This window comes from Pseudomonas sp. Irchel s3h14, assembly GCF_900187425.1.
Classification (GTDB): Bacteria; Pseudomonadota; Gammaproteobacteria; order Pseudomonadales; family Pseudomonadaceae; genus Aquipseudomonas.
This window is the reverse complement of the sequence record NZ_FYDJ01000004.1, coordinates 44,165-65,230: the sequence shown is the minus strand read 5'-3', so window position 1 is coordinate 65,230 and position 21,066 is coordinate 44,165. Positions and strand designations below refer to the sequence as shown.

21 protein-coding genes are annotated in these 21,066 nt (G+C 61.0%); 7 read left to right on the top strand and 14 right to left on the bottom strand.

Annotation, left to right across the window (positions count from 1 at the left end):
• Window positions 1–243: 243 nt before the first annotated feature.
• From CKW16_RS09555 to CKW16_RS09545, 3 genes are all read left to right on the top strand, one after another.
• On the top strand, window positions 244–1,068 hold the full coding sequence (locus tag CKW16_RS09555) for an NAD(P)-dependent oxidoreductase (RefSeq protein ID WP_095128193.1): 825 nt from the start codon (window positions 244–246) through the stop codon (window positions 1,066–1,068).
• Window positions 1,069–1,121: 53 nt separating this feature from the next.
• Window positions 1,122–2,009 (top strand): SMP-30/gluconolactonase/LRE family protein, encoded by an 888-nt coding sequence (locus CKW16_RS09550; RefSeq protein ID WP_095128192.1) that lies wholly within the window; start codon window positions 1,122–1,124, stop codon window positions 2,007–2,009.
• 204 nt (window positions 2,010–2,213) lie between these two features.
• Entirely contained in the window at window positions 2,214–3,089 is an 876-nt protein-coding gene (locus CKW16_RS09545; protein ID WP_095128191.1) for an aldose 1-epimerase, read from the top strand.
• Here CKW16_RS09545 and CKW16_RS09540 read toward each other — a convergent pair.
• The 14 genes from CKW16_RS09540 to CKW16_RS32485 all read right to left on the bottom strand — a co-directional run bounded on the left by CKW16_RS09540 (window position 3,074) and on the right by CKW16_RS32485 (window position 16,947).
• Window positions 3,074–4,801, bottom strand: coding sequence for a NahK/ErcS family hybrid sensor histidine kinase/response regulator (locus CKW16_RS09540; RefSeq protein ID WP_095128190.1), 1,728 nt, complete (start codon window positions 4,799–4,801; stop codon window positions 3,074–3,076). The genes CKW16_RS09545 and CKW16_RS09540 overlap by 16 nt on opposite strands.
• The gene (gene ercA / locus CKW16_RS09535) at window positions 4,785–5,948 is read right to left on the bottom strand and encodes an alcohol dehydrogenase-like regulatory protein ErcA (RefSeq protein WP_008149766.1); all 1,164 of its coding nucleotides are present in this window, start codon (window positions 5,946–5,948) and stop codon (window positions 4,785–4,787) included. Before ercA ends, CKW16_RS09540 begins: the two co-directional genes overlap by 17 nt.
• A gap of 258 nt (window positions 5,949–6,206) precedes the next feature.
• The gene (gene pqqE, locus CKW16_RS09525; RefSeq protein ID WP_095128188.1) at window positions 6,207–7,349 is read right to left on the bottom strand and encodes a pyrroloquinoline quinone biosynthesis protein PqqE; all 1,143 of its coding nucleotides are present in this window, start codon (window positions 7,347–7,349) and stop codon (window positions 6,207–6,209) included.
• Window positions 7,327–7,599 carry a pyrroloquinoline quinone biosynthesis peptide chaperone PqqD gene (gene pqqD, locus CKW16_RS09520; RefSeq protein ID WP_095128187.1) on the bottom strand — a complete coding sequence of 91 codons (273 nt, stop codon included), beginning with the start codon at window positions 7,597–7,599 and terminating at the stop codon, window positions 7,327–7,329. The genes pqqE and pqqD overlap by 23 nt, the downstream gene beginning before the upstream one ends.
• Window positions 7,596–8,348, bottom strand: a complete 753-nt coding sequence (pqqC, locus tag CKW16_RS09515; RefSeq protein ID WP_095128186.1) for a pyrroloquinoline-quinone synthase PqqC — start codon at window positions 8,346–8,348, stop codon at window positions 7,596–7,598. Before pqqC ends, pqqD begins: the two co-directional genes overlap by 4 nt.
• Before the next feature lie 126 nt (window positions 8,349–8,474).
• Complete coding sequence (gene pqqB, locus CKW16_RS09510; protein ID WP_095128185.1) at window positions 8,475–9,389, bottom strand: pyrroloquinoline quinone biosynthesis protein PqqB; 915 nt, start codon at window positions 9,387–9,389, stop codon at window positions 8,475–8,477.
• Window positions 9,390–9,444: 55 nt separating this feature from the next.
• Entirely contained in the window at window positions 9,445–9,516 is a 72-nt protein-coding gene (pqqA, locus tag CKW16_RS09505) for a pyrroloquinoline quinone precursor peptide PqqA (protein ID WP_003253598.1), read from the bottom strand.
• A 227-nt stretch (window positions 9,517–9,743) separates the two neighbouring features.
• Window positions 9,744–11,264 carry an aldehyde dehydrogenase family protein gene (locus CKW16_RS09500; RefSeq protein WP_095128184.1) on the bottom strand — a complete coding sequence of 507 codons (1,521 nt, stop codon included), beginning with the start codon at window positions 11,262–11,264 and terminating at the stop codon, window positions 9,744–9,746.
• A gap of 284 nt (window positions 11,265–11,548) precedes the next feature.
• Window positions 11,549–13,327 (bottom strand): PQQ-dependent methanol/ethanol family dehydrogenase, encoded by a 1,779-nt coding sequence (locus CKW16_RS09495; RefSeq protein ID WP_095128183.1) that lies wholly within the window; start codon window positions 13,325–13,327, stop codon window positions 11,549–11,551.
• Between the two features lie 289 nt (window positions 13,328–13,616).
• Window positions 13,617–14,555, bottom strand: a complete 939-nt coding sequence (locus CKW16_RS09490; protein ID WP_095128182.1) for a quinoprotein relay system zinc metallohydrolase 1 — start codon at window positions 14,553–14,555, stop codon at window positions 13,617–13,619.
• 16 nt (window positions 14,556–14,571) lie between these two features.
• Window positions 14,572–15,333 (bottom strand): quinoprotein dehydrogenase-associated SoxYZ-like carrier, encoded by a 762-nt coding sequence (locus tag CKW16_RS09485; protein WP_095128181.1) that lies wholly within the window; start codon window positions 15,331–15,333, stop codon window positions 14,572–14,574.
• Window positions 15,333–16,208 carry an ABC transporter substrate-binding protein gene (locus CKW16_RS09480; RefSeq protein ID WP_033054528.1) on the bottom strand — a complete coding sequence of 292 codons (876 nt, stop codon included), beginning with the start codon at window positions 16,206–16,208 and terminating at the stop codon, window positions 15,333–15,335. Before CKW16_RS09480 ends, CKW16_RS09485 begins: the two co-directional genes overlap by 1 nt.
• A gap of 3 nt (window positions 16,209–16,211) precedes the next feature.
• Window positions 16,212–16,673, bottom strand: coding sequence for a cytochrome c-550 PedF (gene pedF / locus CKW16_RS09475; RefSeq protein ID WP_095128180.1), 462 nt, complete (start codon window positions 16,671–16,673; stop codon window positions 16,212–16,214).
• Between the two features lie 151 nt (window positions 16,674–16,824).
• Window positions 16,825–16,947, bottom strand: coding sequence for a hypothetical protein (locus tag CKW16_RS32485; protein WP_256580463.1), 123 nt, complete (start codon window positions 16,945–16,947; stop codon window positions 16,825–16,827).
• A gap of 158 nt (window positions 16,948–17,105) precedes the next feature.
• Here CKW16_RS32485 and CKW16_RS09470 point away from each other — a divergent pair, with 158 nt between their 5' ends.
• Genes CKW16_RS09470 through CKW16_RS09455 form a run of 4 tightly spaced genes read left to right on the top strand, consistent with a single transcriptional unit; the run spans window position 17,106 to window position 20,826 of the window.
• Complete coding sequence (locus CKW16_RS09470) at window positions 17,106–18,290, top strand: ABC transporter substrate-binding protein (RefSeq protein ID WP_095128179.1); 1,185 nt, start codon at window positions 17,106–17,108, stop codon at window positions 18,288–18,290.
• Between the two features lie 45 nt (window positions 18,291–18,335).
• On the top strand, window positions 18,336–19,310 hold the full coding sequence (locus tag CKW16_RS09465) for a YVTN family beta-propeller repeat protein (RefSeq protein WP_095128178.1): 975 nt from the start codon (window positions 18,336–18,338) through the stop codon (window positions 19,308–19,310).
• Window positions 19,307–20,038 carry an ABC transporter ATP-binding protein gene (locus CKW16_RS09460; RefSeq protein WP_095128177.1) on the top strand — a complete coding sequence of 244 codons (732 nt, stop codon included), beginning with the start codon at window positions 19,307–19,309 and terminating at the stop codon, window positions 20,036–20,038. Before CKW16_RS09465 ends, CKW16_RS09460 begins: the two co-directional genes overlap by 4 nt.
• Entirely contained in the window at window positions 20,035–20,826 is a 792-nt protein-coding gene (locus CKW16_RS09455; RefSeq protein WP_046048912.1) for an ABC transporter permease, read from the top strand. Before CKW16_RS09460 ends, CKW16_RS09455 begins: the two co-directional genes overlap by 4 nt.
• Window positions 20,827–21,066: the final 240 nt, after the last annotated feature.

Genomic DNA, 21,066 nt, shown 5'->3' with positions numbered 1-21,066 from the left:
AGCAGTCGTAAAATCAGCCGACGCGGTGCATCAGGAAAATTACGTGTACAGGGTTTACGACTGCTTCGCAGCCGAACGCAGGCTCCGCCAGCTGCTACATCAATCGAGGGGCGGCCAGACCCTTCGTCAATTTCAATTGATGTGTCGTTGACAACCACCAGAAAGGCTAACGATACTTCGGTCTAGTCGTACGACAACCTACAACAAATTCAATAACAACTGACTGCTTGTTCAGGGACTTCCATGATCATCACACCTAACGCCCGCGCTCCTTTCAATCGTCTCCTCCTGACCGGTGCCGCCGGTGGCCTCGGCAAAGTCCTGCGCGAACGCCTGCGGCCCTACGCCAATGTGATTCGCCTGTCGGACATCGCCGACATTGCCCCGGCCATCGATGACCGTGAAGAAGTCGTGCCCTGCGACCTGGCAGACAAGCAAGCAGTCCATCAGCTGGTTGAAGGCGTGGACGCGATCCTGCACTTTGGTGGCGTGTCGACGGAGCACTCGTTTGAAGAGATCCTCGGCGCCAACATCTGCGGCGTGTTCCACATCTATGAAGCCGCGCGCCGCCATGGTGTGAAGCGGGTGATTTTCGCCAGTTCCAATCACGTGATCGGCTTCTATAAGCAGGATGAAGTCATCGACGCCCACTCCCCTCGCCGCCCGGATAGCTACTACGGCTTGTCCAAGTCCTACGGCGAAGACATGGCCAGTTTCTACTTCGATCGCTACGGCATCGAGACCGTCAGCGTGCGCATCGGCTCCTCGTTCGCGGAACCACTGAACCGCAGAATGATGAGCACCTGGTTGAGCTTCGGCGACCTGACTCAATTGCTCGAATGCGCGCTGCACGCCCCCAATGTCGGCCACACCGTGGTCTACGGCATGTCCGACAACAAGAACGTCTGGTGGGACAACCGTTTCGCCACCTGCCTGGGTTATGAACCTCAGGACAGCTCCGAAGTGTTCCGCGAAAAAGTCGAAGCCCAACCGATGCCGGCCGCTGATGACCCGGCACGGGTCTACCAGGGTGGTGCGTTTGTCGCGTCCGGCCCGTTCGGCGACTGAACCCGCGCACATCACTTGATCCCAACAACAAAAACCCGAGGGGATGAGTTGTCATGCAAGCCGAATTGATTGTCGATGCCCGTAACGCGGTCGGTGAATGCCCGGTCTGGGTCCCCGAGGAAAACGCTCTGTATTGGGTGGATATTCCTGCCGGTGGACTTCAGCGCTGGAGCGCCGAAACCGGCCATGTCCATGCCTGGAAAGCGCCGGAGATGCTCGCCTGCATTGCACGTCACAGCAACGGCGGCTGGGTTGCCGGGATGGAAAGCGGGTTCTTTCATCTGCACCCGCACAATGACGGCAGCCTCGACAGCAATCTCCTGGCACCGGTCGAACACGCCCGCACAGATATGCGCCTGAACGATGGTCGTTGCGATCGTCAGGGGCGCTTCTGGGCCGGCAGCATGGTGCTGAACATGGGCGCCAACGCTGCCGACGGCACGCTTTATCGCTACAGCGCCGGGCAACGCGGGCCACTCGAGGCGCAACTCGGCGGGTTTATCGTGCCCAACGGCCTGGGTTTCAGCCCGGACGGGCGAACGATGTACCTGTCTGACTCTCATCCTCTGGTCCAGCAAATCTGGGCCTTTGATTACGACATCGACAGCGGCACGCCGTCCAACCGGCGGCTGTTTGTCGACATGCATCAATTCCCCGGTCGTCCCGACGGGGCGGCGGTCGATGCCGAAGGCTGCTACTGGATTTGCGCCAATGACGCCGGGCTGATTCACCGTTTCACGCCCGATGGCCGACTGGACCGTTCCCTCGCCGTACCGGTGAAAAAACCGAGCATGTGCGCCTTCGGCGGCAGTCGCCTGGACACACTGTTCGTGACCTCGATCCGCCCCGGCGACGACCATGACGAACAGTCACTGGCCGGCGGTGTGTTCGCCCTCAATCCAGGCGTCAAAGGCTTACCGGAGCCGTTGTTCCAGGGATGAACCCCGTGTAGCAGCTGCCGAAGGCTGCGTTCGGTTCGGGCCGCGTTCGGACGAAGCAGTCGTCAATCCGGTGAATGCGATTTTCCTGATACACCGCGTCGTATGGTTTTACGACTGCTTCGTCCGAACGCGGCCCGAACCGAACGCAGGCTTCGCCAGCTGCTACAAGGCTCAGCGGTGTTCTCACATCAGAGCTCAATTGAAATGACGCCAACGTTGCTTAACCTCGAAGACGAATTCACCCATCTCACCCTCGCCCCGCAACTCGGTGGCAGCATCGTCAACTGGAGCGTGCGCGGCACGGGTCTGCCGCTGTTGCGCCACAGTGACGCTCACGCGCTGAACACCGGTCTGCCCGGCAAGCTCGGCTGCTTTCCCTTGGCGCCGTGGTCGAACCGAATTTCCGAAGGCGGCTTTGAATGCCCCGAGGGCTGGCTGGCCCTGACACCCAACAGCCTCACCGATCCCATGCCGATTCACGGCAGCGCCTGGCAGCAGCCGTGGCAGGTGGTTTCGCAGACGCGCGATGAAATCGTCCTGCAACTCGACAGCACCACGCCCTTCGCCTATCGCGCCCGGCAACGATTCCATCTGAGCGATGGCAAGCTGAGTATTGATCTTAAGGTCACCCATCTGGCCGAAAACCCGGCCTGGCATGGGCTCGGTTTGCATCCCTACTTTCCGCGTACCACGGGCACCCAGTTGCAGGCGCAAGCCCGGCACGTCTGGTTGTGTGACGTAACAAAGCTGCCGACACACCTCAGTGCGTTGCCGGCCGAATGGGATTTCCAGTCGCTCAAGGCGCTGCCCGAGACATTGGTCGACAACGGCTTCTGCGAATGGGACGGCCAATGCCTGATCCGCCAGCCCGCGTTGGGCTATGAGCTGGAATGCCGGGCCACCGGCAGCGATTACTTCCTGCTCTACTGCCCGGCGGGCCTGGATTTTTTCTGTATCGAACCGGTGAGCCACCCGGTCAACGCGCATCACCTGCCCGGTCGACCGGGGTTGCGATTGCTGGAGCAAGGCGAGTCAGCCGAGCTCGGTTTCAGCCTGCACTATCGCTACCCCAGCAACTGACTCAGCACCGCGCGCAACTTGCCGGGTTTCACCGGTTTGTTCAGCAGCGGTGCGTCGAGTCGCTGCAATGAGCGCCGACACTGATCCGTGCGGTCGGCAGTGATGATGACCGCCGGAATCGCCTGGTGGTAATGCTCACGCAAATGCCTGACCACATCACAGCCCACCACCCCGTGATCGAGGTGGTAATCCGCCAGAATCAGTTCCGGTGGTCGCCCCTGCAAGGCGGCCAGTGCAGAGAATTCATCGGTGGCCGTCACCACTTCGCAGCCCCATTGCCCGAGCAGCGCGCTCATGCTTTCGAGGATGCTCACTTCGTTGTCCAGCACCAGCAAACGTCGGCCCGGTAATGGATTGCCGGTGCCGGGTTGTGGTGCCGCCAGGCTGATCGGCAGCGGAATTTCATGGGAAATCGGCACGTCGATGCTGAACATCGAACCGCGCCCCGGCAACGAATGAACCCCGACTTTATAGCCGAGGATCTTGGCGATGCGTTCAACGATGGCCAGCCCCAGGCCCACACCCTTACGGTCGGAGGCGCGGCCGACGTCCAGTTGGTTGAACTCGAGGAAGATCGAATCCAGTCGGTCCGCAGCGATCCCGCGTCCGGTGTCCCAGACTTCCAGGCGCAGCATTTCACCCCGGCGTCTGGCACCCAGCAGGATGCTGCCTTCGTCGGTGTAGCGGCAGGCATTGCTGAGGAAGTTGCGCAGGATCCGCGTCATCAGGCGCAGGTCAGTGCTGATGGCGTAATCGCCCATGTGCACCCGCAGGTTCAACCCTTCAGCCTGGGCCACTGACTGGAACTCCGACACCAGCGGCGCGAGCAATTCATCGAGACGGTACAGCGCAATGTCCGGTTTGACCGCCGCCTGATCGAGCCGGGAAATATCCAGCAAATCGGTGAGCAAATCCTCCGCCCCTTCCAGCGCCTGGTGCGTACGCTCCACCAGCACTTGTTCGACGTCGGGCAGCTTGCGTTCGCGCAGGGTCGAGATCAGCAAACGCGCGGCGTTGAGCGGTTGCAGCAGGTCATGACTGGCGGCGGCGAGGTATTTGTCCTTGCTGCGATTGGCGGCCTCGGCGGCGTCCCGGGCATCGCGCAAGGCTTCGGCAATCTGTTTACGCTGGGTGATCTGCTGTTGCAGGTTGCGGTTGGCTTCCAGCAACTCGTCAGTACGCGCGGTGACCCGCTGCTCCAGTTCGTCGTTGAGTTGCTGCAGGCGCTGCTGGGCGAGTTTGCGTTCGGTGATGTCGGCGACAAAACCTTCCACCAGCCCTTCCTGATCGGGCTTGAGCAACAAGTTCATCAGCACGTCGAGGCTGCTGCCATCCTTGCGCCGCAATTGGGTTTCGTAGCCATGCAGGCTGCCCTGGTGCCTGAGGATTTCGCCGATATTTTCCAGTTCCTGTGCACCACCGACAAACAGGTTGCTCGCCAGATCCGCCAGGGAAAACAGCACTTCCTGGGGATTGTCGTAGCCGAGCATCCGCGCCAGTCCCGGATTGGCGGCGCGCATGCCTTCCAGGAGGCTGGCCTGAAAGATCCCGTGGACCGCGTTCTCGAACAGCCATTTATAGCGATTGCGCTCGGTTTCCAGCTCGTCAAGGCGCGCAGCCAGTTCCGGGTAATGACTCTTGCGCGCCGAGTGGCTGCCTAATCCCAGTAACCCCGCCAGCGCCCGTTGTTGTTCGTCAGAGGGCTTCGCCATAGACGACCTCGACATCACGCTGACTGGACTCGCGCGGGTTGGTCAGGATGCACGGATCGTGCATGGCGTGTTGCGACAGGAACGGAATGTCCGCAGTGCTGACCCCGTGCAGTCCGAGGGTTTCGTGGAAGCCGATCGCATGTTTCAGAGCGATCAGATGTTCGACCAAACGCCCGCAAATCTGCCGGTGATTGAGGCCACGGCAATCGATGCCAAAGGTCTCGGCTATCACCTTGAAGCGCTCCGGTGCGGAGCTGTAGTTGAACGCCACCACGTGTTCCACCAGCACCGCGTTGCACAGCCCATGAGGCAAGTCGAGAAAGCCACCGAGGCTGTGGGACATGGCGTGCACAGCGCCGAGGATCGCGTTGGAGAACGCCAGCCCGGCCTGCATGCTGCCGAGCATGATTTTCTCGCGCAGGGCAATGTCGTTCGGATTGGCGATCATCTGCACCAGGTTGCCGTTGATCAGGCGCATCGCCTCCAGCGCATGGGGGTCGGTCAATGGCCCGTGACCGGTGGAAACAAACGCTTCGATGGCATGCACCAACGCATCGATGCCGGTACAGGCCGACAGGAACGGGTCCATGCTCAGGGTGGTTTCCGGGTCGATCAACGACACGTCCGGGACCACCGCCTTACTGACGATGGAGAACTTCATGCGTTCTTGCTGGTTGGAGATGATCACGAACTGCGAGACATCGGCCGAGGTCCCGGCGGTGGTCGGAATCAGGATCAGCGGCGGACTGGGGACACGGATGGTGTCCACGCCTTCGAATTCGAGGATGCTGCGCCCATGGGCGACGACAATGCCGATGCCTTTGCCGCAATCCATCGGGCTGCCGCCACCGACGGCCACGATCACATCGCAATGGTTTTCCCGGTACAGGTCGGCGCCGAGCATCACTTCCTCAACCCGAGGGTTGGGCGAGACCGCGCTGTACAGGACGTACTCGATGCCCTGGGCTTGCAGGCTGGCCTCGACATCGGCAACCCAACCGGCGGCAATCACACCGGGATCGCTGACCAGCAGCACCTTGCGGGCACCAAAGGTTTTGGCGCAATTGCCGACGTTGTGCCGGCAGCCGGCACCAAAGATGATTTCAGGCGAAACGAATTTACGCAGCTGACTAAGACTCTGGCTCATTGGAAAGCCTGTTTTTATTGTTTTGGAAGGTAATGTCCACACTAAAGCATCCGGCTGTGAATGCAATCAGACCTATGGGTAGCAGGCTGGTGTACTCAGACTCTGAATTCACTGGAGAACCCCCTGTGGGAGCGGGCTTGCTCGCGAAGGCGGCATTACATTCAACATTGATGTCGACTGTCCCACCGCTTTCGCGAGCAAGTCGAATCGTCGCACCGCCGCTCCCACAGGGGTTCGCGTTGGACGCAACATCTGGATTCATCCGCGATAGATCAGTCGCGAAGCCTTCTCGTTACGCAACGTCAGGTGTTCCATGCCCAACCCCGGTGCGTCGGCTTCCTCGCGGGCCTTGAGAATCACACCGTGATGCGGTGACTTGCTGCACACCGGGTCCGCATTGGCGGCGTCGCCGGTCAGCATGAATGCCTGGCAGCGGCAACCACCCAGATCCTTGTGCTTTTCATCGCAGGAGCGGCACGGTTCCTTCATCCAGTCATCGCCACGAAAGCGATTGAAACCGAAAGAATCAGTCCAGATGTGCTCGATGCTGTGCTCGCGCACATTGGGAAATTGCACCGGCAACTGTCGGGCGCTATGGCAAGGCAGCGCCGTGCCGTCGGGGGTGATGTCGAGAAACAGATTGGCCCAGCCGTTCATGCAGGTCTTGGGGCGTTCTTCGTAGTAATCCGGGGTGACGAAGATCAGCTTGCACGGGTGGCCCTGCGCTTCAAGACGCTCGCGATATTCGTTAGTGATGCGCTCTGCGCGCTGCAATTGTTCGCGCGTGGGTAACAGGCCAACGCGGTTGAGCTCGGCCCAGCCGTAGAACTGACACGTCGCCAATTCGACGAAATCCGCTTCCAGCTCCAGGCACAAGTCGATGATCTGCGCGATCTGGTCGATGTTGTGCCGATGGGTGACGAAGTTCAGCACCATCGGGTAGCCCTGGGCTTTCACCGCCCGGGCCATCGCCAGTTTCTGCGCGAAGGCTTTGCGCGAGCCGGCGAGCATGTTGTTCACCGCTTCGTCGGCGGCCTGGAAGCTGATCTGGATATGGTCCAGCCCCGCGACCTTGAAATCGCGCACTTTTTGCTCGGTCAGGCCGATGCCCGAGGTGATCAGGTTGGTGTAGTAACCCATGTCCCGGGCGGCCTTGATCAGTTCGACCAGATCCTGACGCACCAACGGTTCGCCGCCGGAAAAACCCAGTTGCGCGGCACCCATCTCCCGGGCCTCGCGGAACACCCGGATCCATTCCTCGGTGCTCAACTCTTCACCTGATTGGGCAAAGTCCAGCGGGTTGGAGCAATACGGGCATTGCAGCGGGCAACGATAGGTCAGCTCCGCCAACAGCCACAGCGGCGGACCCGGACGCGAGTCACTCGATCCAGAACTGAGCATGGGCCACCTCCAAAAACGCCAGCACGTCTTCGTCGATCCCAGGTACGCCGGGGAAACTCTCAGACAGTCGATCAATGATCGCCGCAACGCTGCGCTGGCCGTCCACCAGATCGAGGATCTGCCCGGCACTGTCGTTAAGTTTGATCATGCCTTCGGGGTACAGCAGCACGTGACAGTCCTGACGAGGTTCCCATTGCAGGCGAAAACCCTGGCGCAGCGACGGTGATTGCTCGCGGTTGATCAGGCTCACAGGGCAATCCCCCGATGCCAGACCTTCTCCGTGGTGACGGTGTGATACGGCGGACGCTCCAGTTCGTAGGCCATGCTCATGGCGTCGAGCATGCTCCACAGCACGTCGAGCTTGAATTGCAGGATTTCCAGCATGCGTTGCTGGCCTTCGACCGTGACGTAGTGCGCCAGGGTGATGCGCAAACCATGCTCGACATCCCGTCGCGCCTGACTCAGGCGATTACGGAAATAGTCGTAACCGCCGACGTCGATCCACGGGTAATGGGCCGGCCAGGCATCGAGCCGGGATTGGTGGATCTGTGGCGCAAACAGCTCGGTCAGCGAACTGCTGGCGGCTTCCTGCCAACAGGCGCGACGGGCGAAATTGACGTAGGCATCCACGGCGAAACGGACACCGGGCAGCACCAATTCCTGTGAAAGGATTTGCTCGCGATCCAGTCCAACCGCTTCCCCCAGCCGCAGCCAGGCTTCGATGCCGCCTTCGCTGCCGGGTGCACCGTCGTGGTCGAGAATTCGTTGCAGCCATTCCCGGCGTACGTCGCGGTCCGGGCAGTTGGCGAGAATCGCCGCGTCCTTCAGGGGGATGTTCACCTGGTAATAGAAGCGGTTGGCGACCCAACCTTGAATCTGCTCGCGACTGGAGCGCCCGGCGTACATGGCTTGGTGGAACGGATGATGGATGTGGTAATAGGCGCCTTTGGCGCGCAGGGCCGCTTCGAATTCGGCGGGGGACATTGGGGTGTCAGTCATTGCGGTTCTCCGGGGAATCTGCGGTGTCTGGTCTGGCCCCATCGCGAGCAAGCTCGGCTCCTACAAGGGATCTTCGGTGTACACAAAACCCTGTGGGAGCGGGCTTGCTCGCGAAGGGGCCATCCGCTACAGCTCAATACTCATACCGTCAAACGCCACTTCGATCCCGCGCCGATCCAGCAGCGCCCGCTCGGCCGAGTCTTCATCGAGGATCGGGTTGGTGTTGTTGATGTGGATCAGCACCTTGCGCTGGCGGGTAAAGCCTTCAAGGATGTCGAGCATGCCGCCAGGGCCGCTTTGCGACAGGTGACCCATTTCACTGCCCAGGTTCTGGCCGACTTCGCAGATTCGCATCTCGTCGTCGCGCCACAAGGTGCCGTCCAGCAACAGGCAATCGGCGCGTTGCATCCAGCTCAGCACCTCGTCGTCGACTTGTCCCAGGCCCGGCGCATAGAACAGCGAAGCACCGCTGCGTCGGTCTTCGATAAACAAGCCGATGGTGTCGCCCGGCTGCGGATTGCCGCGATTGGGCGAGTACGGCGGTGCGTTGCTGACCAAGGGGATCGCGCGAAATCGCAGGTGTGCGCAAGCGGTGATGCTGAACGGCTCGCGGTCGAGCCCGACCGGTTGCCACTGCAACCCGCCGTTCCAATGCTTGAGCATGGTGAACAAGGGGAAGCCGCTGCTCAGGTCTTCATGGACCCGTTCGGTGCACCAGACCGAATGCGGGCAGCCTTCGCGCAGACTCAACAGGCCGGTGCAATGGTCAATCTGGCTGTCCAGCAGGACGACGCCGGCAATCGCCGTGTCACGAACCCGGCGCGCCGGTTGCAGCGGCGCGAAACTCTCGAGTTGCGCGCGAATGTCCGGTGAAGCATTGCACAGCACCCAATCCACACCGTTGTCGCTCAGGGCAATCGAGGACTGGGTGCGCCGTTGGGCCCGCAGGCTGCCATTGCGCATCGCGGCGCACTGGCGGCAGTTGCAATTCCATTGCGGAAAACCACCGCCAGCGGCGGATCCGAGAACGCGAATGTGCATGGGCAATGCTCCAGAAGGCAGGCCCGGCCAACGCAACAGCTGGCCGGGTGAACAATCAGCGGTTGGCGAAATACATCGTCACTTCGAAGCCAATGCGCAGATCGGTAAACGCGGGTTTAGTCCACATGGGTCAATCCTCTTCTTGTGCCGGACGATTCCGGTAAAGCCATTAATGCACGGGGCGCCGGGCACCCGAATGCTACTTTCGAACGAGGTGGCGGCGTGCATTGGTAGGGGGTGTTGCGGGGTGTCAGAGACGGCCAAATCGCGGGCAAGCCTTGCTCCTACAGGTATTGCGCGATCCTGTAGGAGCAAGGCTTGCCCGCGATGGCCATCACACGGTTGTGTGTCGAATCAGAAGAACCCCATCGGATTGATGTCGTAGCTCACCAGCAGGTTTTTGGTCTGCTGATAGTGGTCGAGCATCATCTTGTGGTTTTCACGACCGACGCCGGACTTCTTGTAGCCACCGAACGCGGCGTGGGCCGGGTACAGGTGGTAGCAGTTGGTCCAGACACGCCCGGCCTTGATCGCACGGCCCATGCGGTAGGCGCGGTTGATGTCGCGGGTCCACAGACCGGCGCCGAGACCGAACTCGCTGTCGTTGGCAATCGCCAGGGCTTCGGCTTCGTCCTTGAAGGTGGTGATACCCACCACCGGGCCGAAGATTTCTTCCTGGAACACGCGCATTTTGTTGTGGCCCTTGAGCAGGGTCGGCTGGATGTAATAACCCGTCGACAAGTCGCCCTCAAGACGCTCGGCCGCGCCGCCGGTGAGCAGCTCGGCGCCCTCCTCCTGAGCGATTTTCAGGTACGAGAGAATCTTGTCGTATTGCTGCTCGGACGCCTGGGCGCCGACCATGGTTTCGGTGTCCAGCGGGTTGCCGCGCTTGATCTTGACGATCTTCTTCATCACCACTTTCATGAAGTCGTCGTAGATCGACTCCTGCACCAGCGCTCGCGATGGACAGGTGCAGACTTCGCCCTGGTTGAAGAACGCCAGCACCAGACCTTCGGCGGCTTTCTCGATGAACTGTGGCTCGGCTTGCATGATGTCTTCGAAGAAAATGTTCGGCGACTTGCCGCCCAGTTCGACAGTGCTCGGAATGATGTTCTCGGCCGCGCATTTCATGATGTGCGCGCCAATCGGGGTGGAACCGGTGAAGGCGATCTTGGCGATGCGCTTGCTGGTGGCCAACGCCTCACCCGCTTCGCGACCGAAACCCTGAACGATGTTCAGCACGCCGGGTGGCAGCAAGTCGGCGATCAACTCAGCGAAGACCATGATCGACAGCGGCGTCTGCTCGGCAGGTTTGAGTACCACGCAGTTACCGGCGGCCAGGGCCGGGGCGAGTTTCCAGGCGGCCATCAGCAGCGGGAAATTCCACGGAATGATCTGTCCGACCACGCCCAATGGCTCGTGGAAGTGATAGGCCGTGGTCAGCTCGTTGATCTCGGCGGCACCGCCCTCTTGAGCGCGGATGCAACCGGCGAAGTAACGGAAATGGTCGGCGGCCAGCGGCACGTCGGCGTTCAGGGTTTCGCGCACGGCTTTGCCGTTGTCCCAGGTTTCGGTGACGGCGAGGATTTCCAGATTCTGTTCGATGCGGTCAGCGATTTTCAGCAGCACCAGGGAGCGGTCCTGCGCTGAGGTCTTGCCCCAGGCATCGGCGGCGGCATGCGCGGCGTCGAGGGCTTTTTCGATGTCGGCGGCGCTGGAGCGGGGGAATTCGGCGATCACTTCACCGGTGACAGGCGAAGAGTTGGTGAAGTACTCACCATTGACCGGAGCGACGAACTCGCCGCCGATGAAATTGCCGTAGCGCGGTTTAAACGTAACGACGGCGCCAGGTGTGCCGGGTTGTGCATAGATCATGGTGGGCCTCTGTCTGGGTCGATGCCTGTCGGGCAAACAGGCGATGAACCGATAGTAGAGAGCCCTGCGCGTCAGACGAATGCGCCGTTGGCAGGAGGACTCTCGTTATTTGGTAGTAGGAGCTGAGCTTGCTCGCGATTGGAGCACCACAGTTATCCGGGCATTCCGCAACACGTGTAGGAGCAAGGCTTGCCCGCGATTGGGGCGCCGCGGTGATTCAGTCAAAACGCGGTGAGTTCATCGCGAGCAAGCTTTGCTCCTACAGGTTTGGTGCAGGTATTCGATCAGTGCTTGGCCACTACAAGGTCTTTCGGCAGCTTGAAGGTCCAGAGCATGCCGCCCTGGTTGAAGTCCTTGACGCGCTTGGCCACTTCGCCGCCCCACAGCGGTACGGCGCCGCCCCAACCGGACAGCACCGAAACGTACTGTTCGCCGTCCATTTCCCAGGTCACAGGCGAGCCGAGTACGCCGGAGCCGGTCTGGAATTCCCAGACTTTCTCGCCAGTCTTGGCGTTAAACGCCTGCAGGAAACCTTCCGGCGTACCGGTGAACACCAGGTTGCCCTTGGTGGTCAGTACACCGCCCCACAGCGGCGCGAAGTTCTTGTGGCGCCAGACTTCCTTGCCGGTTTTCGGGTCGATGGCGCGTAGCACGCCGATGTAGTCTTCATTCAATGGCTTGATGGTGAAACCGGCACCGAGGAACGCCGCGCCTTTCTTGTAGGCGATGCCTTCGTTCCAGATGTCCATGCCCCATTCGTTGGACGGCACATAGAACAGTCCGGTGTCCTTGTTGTAGGCCATCGGCATCCAGTTTTTCGCACCGAGGAATGCCGGAGCTACGAATACCGAACTGCCTTTGGCTTCGGTGCCTGGCGCGCCTGGGCGGCTGGCTTCGTTGTAGATCGGGCGGCCCTCTTTATCCAGGCCGGTGGCCCAGGTGATTTTGTCCACGAACGGGAAGCCGCGAATGAATTTGCCGTTGGTGCGGTCCAGCACGTAGAAGAAACCGTTACGGTCAGCGGTCGCGGCGGCTTTGATCTCTTTGCCGCCTTCGGTGTAGTTGAACGAGACCAGCTCGTTTACGCCGTCATAGTCCCAGCCATCGTGAGGTGTGCTCTGGAAGTGCCACTTGATAGTGCCGTCGTCCGGGTTGAGCGCCAGGCGCGACGAGGAGTAGAGGTTGTCGCCAGGACGCAGGTGCGAATTCCACGGCGCCGGGTTGCCGGTGCCGAACAGCAGCAGATTGGTTTCAGGGTCGTAGTAACCACCCAGCCAAGGGGCGGCACCGCCGGTTTTCCAGAGATCGCCGGGCCAGGTCTTGCCGGCTTCGCCGCCCGAGATGCCGTTCTCTACCGCTTTGCCGTCCTTGTAGGTGTAGCCCATGTGGCCTTCGACGGTTGGACGGGTCCACAGCAGGTTGCCGTTTTTCGGGTCGTAGGCTTCGATTTTGCCAACCACCCCGAACTCGCCGCCGGCGACACCGGTGATCAGTTTACCGTTGATCACCAACGGCGCGGCGCTGATGGAATAGCCTTCCTTGTGGTCGGCGACTTTCTTGCTCCAGACGACTTTGCCGGTGTCTTTGTTCAGGGCCACGAGCTTGGCGTCGAGGGTGCCGAAAATCACCAGATCGCCGTACAGCGCGACACCACGGTTGATCACGTCGCAGCAAGGACGGATGTCATCGGGCAGGCGCGCATCGTATTGCCAGAGCTTCTTGCCGGTGCGCGCATCCACCGCAAACACCCGCGAGTAGGAACCGGTCATGTACATCACGCCGTCCTTGATCATCGGCTGTGCTTGCTGACCGCGTTGTTTTTCACCGCCGAAGGAGAATGCCCAGACCGGCCGCAAGTCCTTCACGTTGTTGACGTTGAGCGTATCCAGCGGACTGTAGCGTTGACCCTGGACGCCCAGACCGTTGGTGACGATCTGCTCCGGGTTCTTGGGGTCCTGGAGGATGTCTTTATCAGTGACGCCGGCCAATGCCGAGCCAGACAACAGCATGGCACTGAGCAGCACGCTCAAGACGAAGGGTTGGCGACGTGCGGGTTGGGTCATGACGGCTACCTCTGCAGTTTTTGTTATACCCGGGAAATTTTCCCGGTCTGGTGCAGATTCTTGGGCGCCGCCGCCCTTGGAACAATTGCCCGCAGTGCTGAGATTGCTAGTTCCTTAGTACCGGGTCGGAGGAGATCAACACCGAAATTCGTGATCGACACTGATCTAATGTGGGAGCGGGCTTGCTCGCGAAGGGGCCTTCACATTCAACAATGATGTCTGCTGATAAGCCGCCTTCGCGAGCAAGTCGAATCGTCGCACCGCCGCTCCCACAGGGGATTTGTGTTGATCATTTGTTCGCGGCGGAGTCGACACGGGGCATTTGTGCGCGCTCGTAACGCGGGTACAAATGGCTGACGCTGCGGATCAGTTCGTAACGACTCAGGCTGATCCCGGTAAACCGTTCGGGAATTGGGCTACGGATCATCTCAGCCATGTCGCTGCCATTGGCGGCGCCATCGCGCATCAACTGGTCGAGCCAGCCGAGGTAGTCGCGCATCTGTTCGAACGGCTGCTGATCCGTGGCCACCGGTCCATGGCCGGGGACGATCAGCGTCCACGGCAGGCCTTGAAGGGTGGCGATGTCCGCCAGCCACACCGCCAACCCCGGACTGTTGGGCGTGGTCAGCGCCCGTTGGTAAAACACCAGATCCCCGGCAAACAGCACGCCGGTTTTCTGGTCGAGAATAGCCAGATCCGCGCCCGTGTGCCCACCCAGGCCCAACAGACGAAAATCGTGATTCCCAAAACTTCGCACGCCGGGCGTCAGCGTCCGGGTCGGCAACACCGCTTCGGTGCCGCGCATCCAGTCGCCCACCAGGCGATACATATTCTCGGACATGGCGTCGCCCTGCTGCTGCAACAGCTCGGTGGTGCCGGCCAACGCGCTGATCGGCACATCACTGAAGGCCTGGTTACCGAGCACATGATCAGGATGATGATGAGTCAGCAGCACCTCGATCACCGGTTTTTCGGTGATCGAGGCAATCGCCTTGCGCATCGCTTCGCCGTAGCGTTTCGACGGCCCGGTGTCGATCACCACCACACCCTGTTCGGTGACGATGAACGCGGTGTTGACGATGTTGCCGCCATTGGTCTTGGCGAAATTGTCGGTGCTGCCTTCCAGCAGCCAGGTGTCTTCGGCGATCTGCCGGGGCTTGAGTGAGTAGTCGAGCTCGGCCAGAACCGGCAGGCTCAGACTCATAAACAACAGCAGCATCCAGCGCATCACGCGCTCCTTTGGGTCAGGGTATGGCCGCATCGAATTGATTGCCGCTGTTGTCGCGCAGCATCAGGCGCGTCTGCCCTGCCCCTTCGATATCAAAGGCCAGGTTTGGGTTTTCGCTGACAGCGGGAAACAACTCAAGACGTGCCAACAGCTGATCGTTGTGATCCCGCAGTTCGGCATGGTTGATGAAGAATTCCGGAATACCGCTGACCATGCCGTTGTCCATCGGGTGCGCCACCTGCAAGCGCACGCGACTGAACTCGCCCCGGGGATAACGACCGCCCAGCACTTCGCCGATGTGCTCTTCCCAGCCCGGCTGAGTGCGCACCACGCTCGGCGCCGTGCAACCGCCGCCCGCGGCATCGATCAACGTCGAGCCGACATGCCACACCCCATCACGGGTCAGCACTGCCGCGCGCAACGGCGTGGCCTGTTCAATACGGATGCGGATCGACAGCCACGGCAGCACCCGTTCCAGCGGCTGAAAATCGACAATTTTCGGCAAAGGGTTGAGTTCGGCCCAGGCGAGAATTTTCACCACCTCGCCCTTGAACGCTCGCGCGTCGATTTCCAGCGGTACTTGCCGGGCGTCTTCGGCGAACGGCGGCGCCAACAGCTTGACCCGTTCGTCGAACACGAACGGCGCATCGCCGAGCATCTGCTTGTGATAGAAGGCCCACATCACCGACGGAACCGGGTCTTTGCCCGGGTCGATGTCCACGGCGTGCGCGGCGATGGGTAACCAACAGGCCAACAGACAACCCGCTCGCCAGTTCACTATTGATACATCTCGGGCACGTCATAGCGCAGGCCGTAATGGCCATAAATGGTTTTGACAGCGCCCTCACGGATCAAGGCTTCCAGTGCCTCTTCCACGGCATAGGCCAGTTGACGGTTGCTTTCGTGCACCGCCATGCCGATCTCCCACAGCTGCTTGCCCATGTTCGGGTAGGCGTTTTCCGCCAGCGCCACTTGCGGGTCCGCCGCTTCATGCACTTGCCAGTCGATCTCGCCGCGCATGGCCATGACCGCGTCGACTTCACCGGCCTTCATGGCCGCGAAAGCCTGGGGCACGCCGGGATAGTGGTGGGTTTTGCCGGCGAGCATGCCGTTGAACACCGAGGTCAGGTAGAACGACGGCACGCTGTCGACTTCGACGCCGATCGGGTGATGCTCGAACACGGCGACGCTACCGACCTTGTCCAGCCGACGGCGATCATAGGCGACCTGCCATTGTTCGTTCTGGTACGGCCCGAACATCACCACATGGCCGTTTTCCAGCTCACCCAGTTCATTGCGTTTCTGCGCGTAATCGCGATCGTACGGCACGCGCATCATCAGGTCGGCCAGTTGCAGATCGTGCAACTGACTGGCGCGCCAGATGTAATCGCGCAGGTCATCGTCGAGCTTCTCGCCGGCAGGTGCCCAAATCAACGTCAGGCGCACGCCGAGGGCCTTGGCCAACGCTTCGGCGAGTTCGACATCAACGCCACGGGCCTGGCCGGCGTCTTCAAAACTGTAGGGGGCGAAGTCCTTGTAGACCGCCACTTTCAGCTCCCCGGCGGCGATCATTTCGTCATAGGTACGAACCTGCGCCTGCACTGCCTGGCAGCACAGCAACACAGCGCTGATCAACACAGCGAGCAGGCGCATGGGTTACTCCTCGACGCGAACAGTGTCCAGGTAAGTGCGTACCGCCCACAAAGCTTCCTGGCTCAGGTAGTCGGCCATCTTCGGCATGTAGACCCGGCCGTCACGCACGGCGCCGTGGCGCACGCGTTCGACGAACCATTCATCACCCGCCTCGCCGACATCCAGCATGCGCAAATCAGGGGCGATGCCGCCGGATTTGGCTTCCAGGCCATGGCAGGCCGCGCAGTTCTGGTTGTAGGCCGAAGAGCCGATTTCCACGGCCTTATCGTGTTCCGGGGTAGCGCGATAAGGGTTCACCGCGGCCCAACCATCGGCATCGACCGGTACGCCAGCGTCCTTGATCGGGGTCAGGCCCGGGGTGGCGACAGCCTGGGGGACCACGTTGCCGTGGGCCCAGACGGAACCTGCGCTGATAAAGCCGGCCAGCAGTCCGGCAACGAGTAAGGCGTTGCGTTTTGTTGTCATTGTTATGCCCTCTTGATTGCACGCAAAACCTCTTTGAAGAGGCTATGGCACCCATCTTAGGAAGGGCTTCGCGCAAGCCCCATGCTGCTTTGGTGGCCGCCGTCTAGTTCCTTGGTAGTAGGGCTTGTGGCCGTACGGCAAGCGGGAACGATCATCGCCCCGGTGTCATGGGCAAGACCGGCAACGGTGCTGGACGTGGGCCGTGGAGCTTGTCGACGCCGATCAGGGTCAGGATCAGCAGCAACGGCAGAAGCAACGCTTTGAGAATACGCATGATCAATCTCCTCCCGTGTGATGGCCGCTATTGCCCATGCTAAAACCGCGCCGCTCCGGGCGAGTTACTACCTTGGTATTGGCTCATTGGTACTTTCTGCATATTTCCTTCTGCCTCACAGCGTTCCTATGCTGGCGCTACCTGTAATGGAGTGCCCTATGCGCCAGCTTGCCCCTTACGCCCTGATCTACCTGTTGGCGATTGCCTGCGCCGCCGGGTTGGCGACCCAGAGCCAGGCTGCCGACGCGCCGTTGCAGGTGCAGATCGGTTACCTGGGCTATCGCCCTGATCCGGGCCCGTTGCTGTCGAACGTCATTCCCGAACCTATCGATGCCGGGCTGCGTGGCGCCGAACTGGCGATCACCGACAGCAACAGCACCGGGCGTTTCCTCAACCAGAGCTACAACCTTGTGAGCACCAACGTCGACAATCCGGATGCCTTGGTCGAAGCGGCCAAGGCTCAACATGAGCAAGGTCTGCGCCTGTTTGTCGTCAACGCACCGGCCTCCAGCCTGCGCCGGCTCGCCGCCGTGCTACCCGACAGTTTGTTGTTCAACGCCGGAAGCCCCGACGACAGCCTGCGCACCACCGACTGCCTGCCGAACGTGCTGCACAGCCTGCCGAGTCGGGCGATGCTCGCCGATGCGCTGGCGCAATTTCTGGTAGTGCGCAAATGGCAACGGGCGCTGCTGATCGTCGGCCCGACCCCGGACGATCAAGCCTATGCCGCCGCCCTGCGCCGCGCGGCCAAACGCTTCGGCCTGAAACTGGTCGCGGAAAAAGCCTGGAGTTTCGACAACGATCAGCGTCGCAGCGCCCAGGCCGACATGCCGCTGTTTACCCAGACCGCCGAGTACGACGTGGTGCTGGTGGCGGATGAACGCGGCGATTTCGGCGAATACGTGCCCTACCAGACCTGGTACCCACGGCCGGTCGCCGGCACTCAGGGGCTGACCCCGGTGGGCTGGCATAAAACCGTGGAAACCTACGGCGCCGCCCAGTTGCAGAAACGCTTCGAAGCCCTGACCGGGCGCTGGATGAATGACCGCGATTTCGCGGCCTGGATCGCCGTGCGCAGCATCGCCAGTGCCGTGAGCAAACTGCGTCAGGTCGATGCGATGGCGATCCGTACGCTTGAGATCAGCGATCAATTGCCGCTGGACGGCTTCAAGGGTCGCAAGCTCAGTTATCGGCCGTGGAACGGCCAGTTGCGCCAACCCATTCCCATCGTGCAGCCCCGGGCGCTGGTCAGCACGTCGCCGCAAGACGGCTTCCTGCACCCCTTCAACGAGATGGACAGCCTCGGCTACGACAAGCCCGAGGTCAGCTGCCGCTTTCCCTGATCCAACTTTCCACAAAAACCACAACAAAAAAAAAAGGAATCCGCCATGCGCCGCACCCTGCTCTGCCGCTCCCTGCTTTTCTGGGCCCTGCTGCTCGCCGCCGGGCAGGCCGCGGCCAGCACCGCCTGGGTCTCCAACGAAAAAGACAACAGCCTCAGCCTGATCGACCTGCAAACCCTGCAAGTCACCGACACCCTGCCCGTTGGCCAACGCCCGCGCGGTCTGCTGCTGTCCCACGACAATAAGCTGCTGTACATCTGCGCCAGCGACTCGGACCGGGTCCAGGTGATGGACGTCGCCACCCGCAAGATCATCAAGGAATTGCCCTCGGGCAAGGATCCTGAACAATTTGCCCTGCACCCGAATAATCGTTGGCTGTACGTTTCCAACGAAGACGATGCGCTGGTGACAGTGATCGACACCGAAACCTCCAAGGTGCTGAGTCAGATCAACGTCGGCGTCGAACCCGAAGGCATGGCCGTCAGCCCCGACGGCAAGTGGGCGGTGAACACCAGCGAAACCACCAACATGCTGCACTGGATCGACACCAGCACCCAGACCCTGGCCGACAGCACGCTGGTGGATCAGCGGCCGCGCTTCGTCGAGTTCACGCCGGATGGTTCGAAGCTCTGGGCCTCGGCGGAAATCGGTGGCACGGTGACCATTCTCGACGTCGCCACCCGCAAGACCCTCAAGACCCTGACCTTCCAGATCAAGGGTGTGCACCCGGACAAAGTCCAGCCGGTGGGGATCAAGCTCAGCGCCGACGGCAAGTACGGTTTCGTCGCCCTCGGCCCGGCCAATCATGTGGCGGTGATCGACGCCAAGACCTTCGAGATTCTTGATTATCTGCTGGTTGGACGACGGGTCTGGCAGATGTCGTTTACCCCGGATCAAAAACAATTGCTGGCCACCAACGGCGTCAGCGGCGACGTGTCGGTGATCGATGTCGACAACCTCAAGGTCACCAAGTCGATCAAGGTCGGGCGTTATCCGTGGGGCGTGGTGGTGACGCCATGAACGCACTGGAAGTCAGCGAGCTGAGTTTCGCTTATGGTGCGAAAGAGGCGTTGCGTCAGGTGAGTTTCAGCCTGGCACCTGGCCGTTTTGCTGCGCTGCTCGGGCCGAACGGCGCTGGCAAATCGACGCTGATCGCCCTGCTCACTCGACTCTACGATTTGCAACGCGGTGACATCCGCGTCGGCGGCTGTTCGTTGCGGAATGCGGCGCGTCCGGCGCTCAAGCAATTGGGTGTGGTGTTTCAGCAAAGCACGCTGGACCTGGACCTCAGCGTCGAGCAAAACCTGCGCTATCACGCCGCGCTGCATGGGATGTCCCGGCGCCAGACCGGCCTGCGGGTCGACGCCGAACTGGCTCGTCAGGCCTTGACCGAACGCCGTCGCGAACGGGTCCGCGAACTCAATGGCGGCCACCGTCGCCGGGTGGAAATCGCCCGCGCTCTGCTGCATGAACCGCGCCTGCTGTTGCTCGACGAGGCCAGCGTCGGCCTCGATCCGGCCAGTCGTCTGGCGCTCAATCAACACATCCGCAGCCTGTGCCTCGAGCAAGGCATCAGCGTGCTCTGGACCACTCACTTACTCGATGAAGTACAGCCGAGCGACGACTTGTTGATCCTGCATCAGGGCCGGCTGGTCGCCAGCGGACAAGCCGACGCCCTGAGCCTGGAACACGGCGGCGACCTCGGCTCGGCCTTCACTCGACTGACGACTTCAGGAGCCGCCCAATGAATGCCTACTGGCAATGTTTCAGCGGCATCGTGCTGCGTGAATGGCTGCGTTTTGTGTTGCAACGCACGCGGTTTCTCAGTGCGCTGGTGCGGCCGTTGTTGTGGCTGCTGGTGTTCGCCGCCGGTTTTCGCGCCGCACTCGGGATCGCGATCATCGAGCCCTATGACACCTACATTCCGTATGAGGTGTACATCATCCCTGGTCTTGCCTGCATGATCCTGCTGTTCAACGGCATGCAAGGTTCGCTGTCGATGGTCTACGACCGCGAAATGGGCAGCATGCGTGTGTTGCTGACCAGTCCCCTGCCCCGGACTTTCCTGCTGTGCAGCAAACTGTTGGCCACCTCGTTGATCTCGCTGTTGCAGGTCTATGCCTTTCTGGCGATTGCCTGGGTGTACGGCGTGCAACCACCGGCCATGGGGCTGTTGATCGCGTTACCGGCGTTGCTGCTGGTGGCGTTGATGCTCAGCGCGCTGGGCCTGTTACTGTCGAACGCGATCCGTCAGCTGGAGAACTTTGCCGGGGTGATGAATTTCGTGATCTTCCCGCTGTTTTTCCTGTCGTCGGCGCTGTATCCGCTGTGGAAGATGCGCGAGTCCAGCGAGTGGCTGTACTGGTTGTGCGCGTTGAACCCGTTCACCCATGCGGTGGAATTGGTGCGGTTTGCCTTGTATGAACGCTTCAATCCGTTGGCACTGGCGGTGTGCGTGGGGCTGACGCTGATATTCGCGCTGCTCGCCGTGTTCACCTTCAACCCGCAACACGCCGCCCTGCGCAAAACCAACTGACAACACAAATCCCCCTGTGGGAGCGGGCTTGCTCGCGAAGACGGTCGTCCAGTCGACGAAAATGTTGCCTGACATACCGCCTTCGCGAGCAAGCCCGCTCCCACATTTGATCTCCGCTGACTTCAGGATTGGTGCATGCGGCAGGTGAAATTACTACTTTAGTACTGGTTTTCCTGTCTATCGTCGCATTCCAATCGCACCGAGACTGGCATGTAATAGGTTCATAACTATAAGGATTGA

Bases quoted from the DNA above. Each gene is read 5' to 3' on its own strand.
- pqqB (WP_095128185.1), bottom strand. From the start codon at position 9,389: ATGCACATTCGCGTTCTCGGATCCGCCGCTGGCGGTGGTTTTCCGCAA.
- CKW16_RS09460 (WP_095128177.1), top strand. From the start codon at position 19,307: ATGAACGCACTGGAAGTCAGCGAGCTGAGTTTCGCTTATGGTGCGAAA.
- pedF (WP_095128180.1), bottom strand. From the start codon at position 16,673: ATGACAACAAAACGCAACGCCTTACTCGTTGCCGGACTGCTGGCCGGC.
- CKW16_RS09495 (WP_095128183.1), bottom strand. From the start codon at position 13,327: ATGACCCAACCCGCACGTCGCCAACCCTTCGTCTTGAGCGTGCTGCTC.
- CKW16_RS09470 (WP_095128179.1), top strand. From the start codon at position 17,106: ATGCGCCAGCTTGCCCCTTACGCCCTGATCTACCTGTTGGCGATTGCC.
- CKW16_RS09490 (WP_095128182.1), bottom strand. From the start codon at position 14,555: ATGCGCTGGATGCTGCTGTTGTTTATGAGTCTGAGCCTGCCGGTTCTG.
- CKW16_RS09545 (WP_095128191.1), top strand. From the start codon at position 2,214: ATGACGCCAACGTTGCTTAACCTCGAAGACGAATTCACCCATCTCACC.
- CKW16_RS09455 (WP_046048912.1), top strand. From the start codon at position 20,035: ATGAATGCCTACTGGCAATGTTTCAGCGGCATCGTGCTGCGTGAATGG.
- CKW16_RS09480 (WP_033054528.1), bottom strand. From the start codon at position 16,208: ATGCGCCTGCTCGCTGTGTTGATCAGCGCTGTGTTGCTGTGCTGCCAG.
- CKW16_RS09555 (WP_095128193.1), top strand. From the start codon at position 244: ATGATCATCACACCTAACGCCCGCGCTCCTTTCAATCGTCTCCTCCTG.
- CKW16_RS32485 (WP_256580463.1), bottom strand. From the start codon at position 16,947: ATGCGTATTCTCAAAGCGTTGCTTCTGCCGTTGCTGCTGATCCTGACC.
- pqqC (WP_095128186.1), bottom strand. From the start codon at position 8,348: ATGACTGACACCCCAATGTCCCCCGCCGAATTCGAAGCGGCCCTGCGC.
- CKW16_RS09500 (WP_095128184.1), bottom strand. From the start codon at position 11,264: ATGATCTATGCACAACCCGGCACACCTGGCGCCGTCGTTACGTTTAAA.
- ercA (WP_008149766.1), bottom strand. From the start codon at position 5,948: ATGAGCCAGAGTCTTAGTCAGCTGCGTAAATTCGTTTCGCCTGAAATC.
- CKW16_RS09540 (WP_095128190.1), bottom strand. From the start codon at position 4,801: ATGGCGAAGCCCTCTGACGAACAACAACGGGCGCTGGCGGGGTTACTG.
- CKW16_RS09465 (WP_095128178.1), top strand. From the start codon at position 18,336: ATGCGCCGCACCCTGCTCTGCCGCTCCCTGCTTTTCTGGGCCCTGCTG.
- pqqE (WP_095128188.1), bottom strand. From the start codon at position 7,349: ATGCTCAGTTCTGGATCGAGTGACTCGCGTCCGGGTCCGCCGCTGTGG.
- CKW16_RS09550 (WP_095128192.1), top strand. From the start codon at position 1,122: ATGCAAGCCGAATTGATTGTCGATGCCCGTAACGCGGTCGGTGAATGC.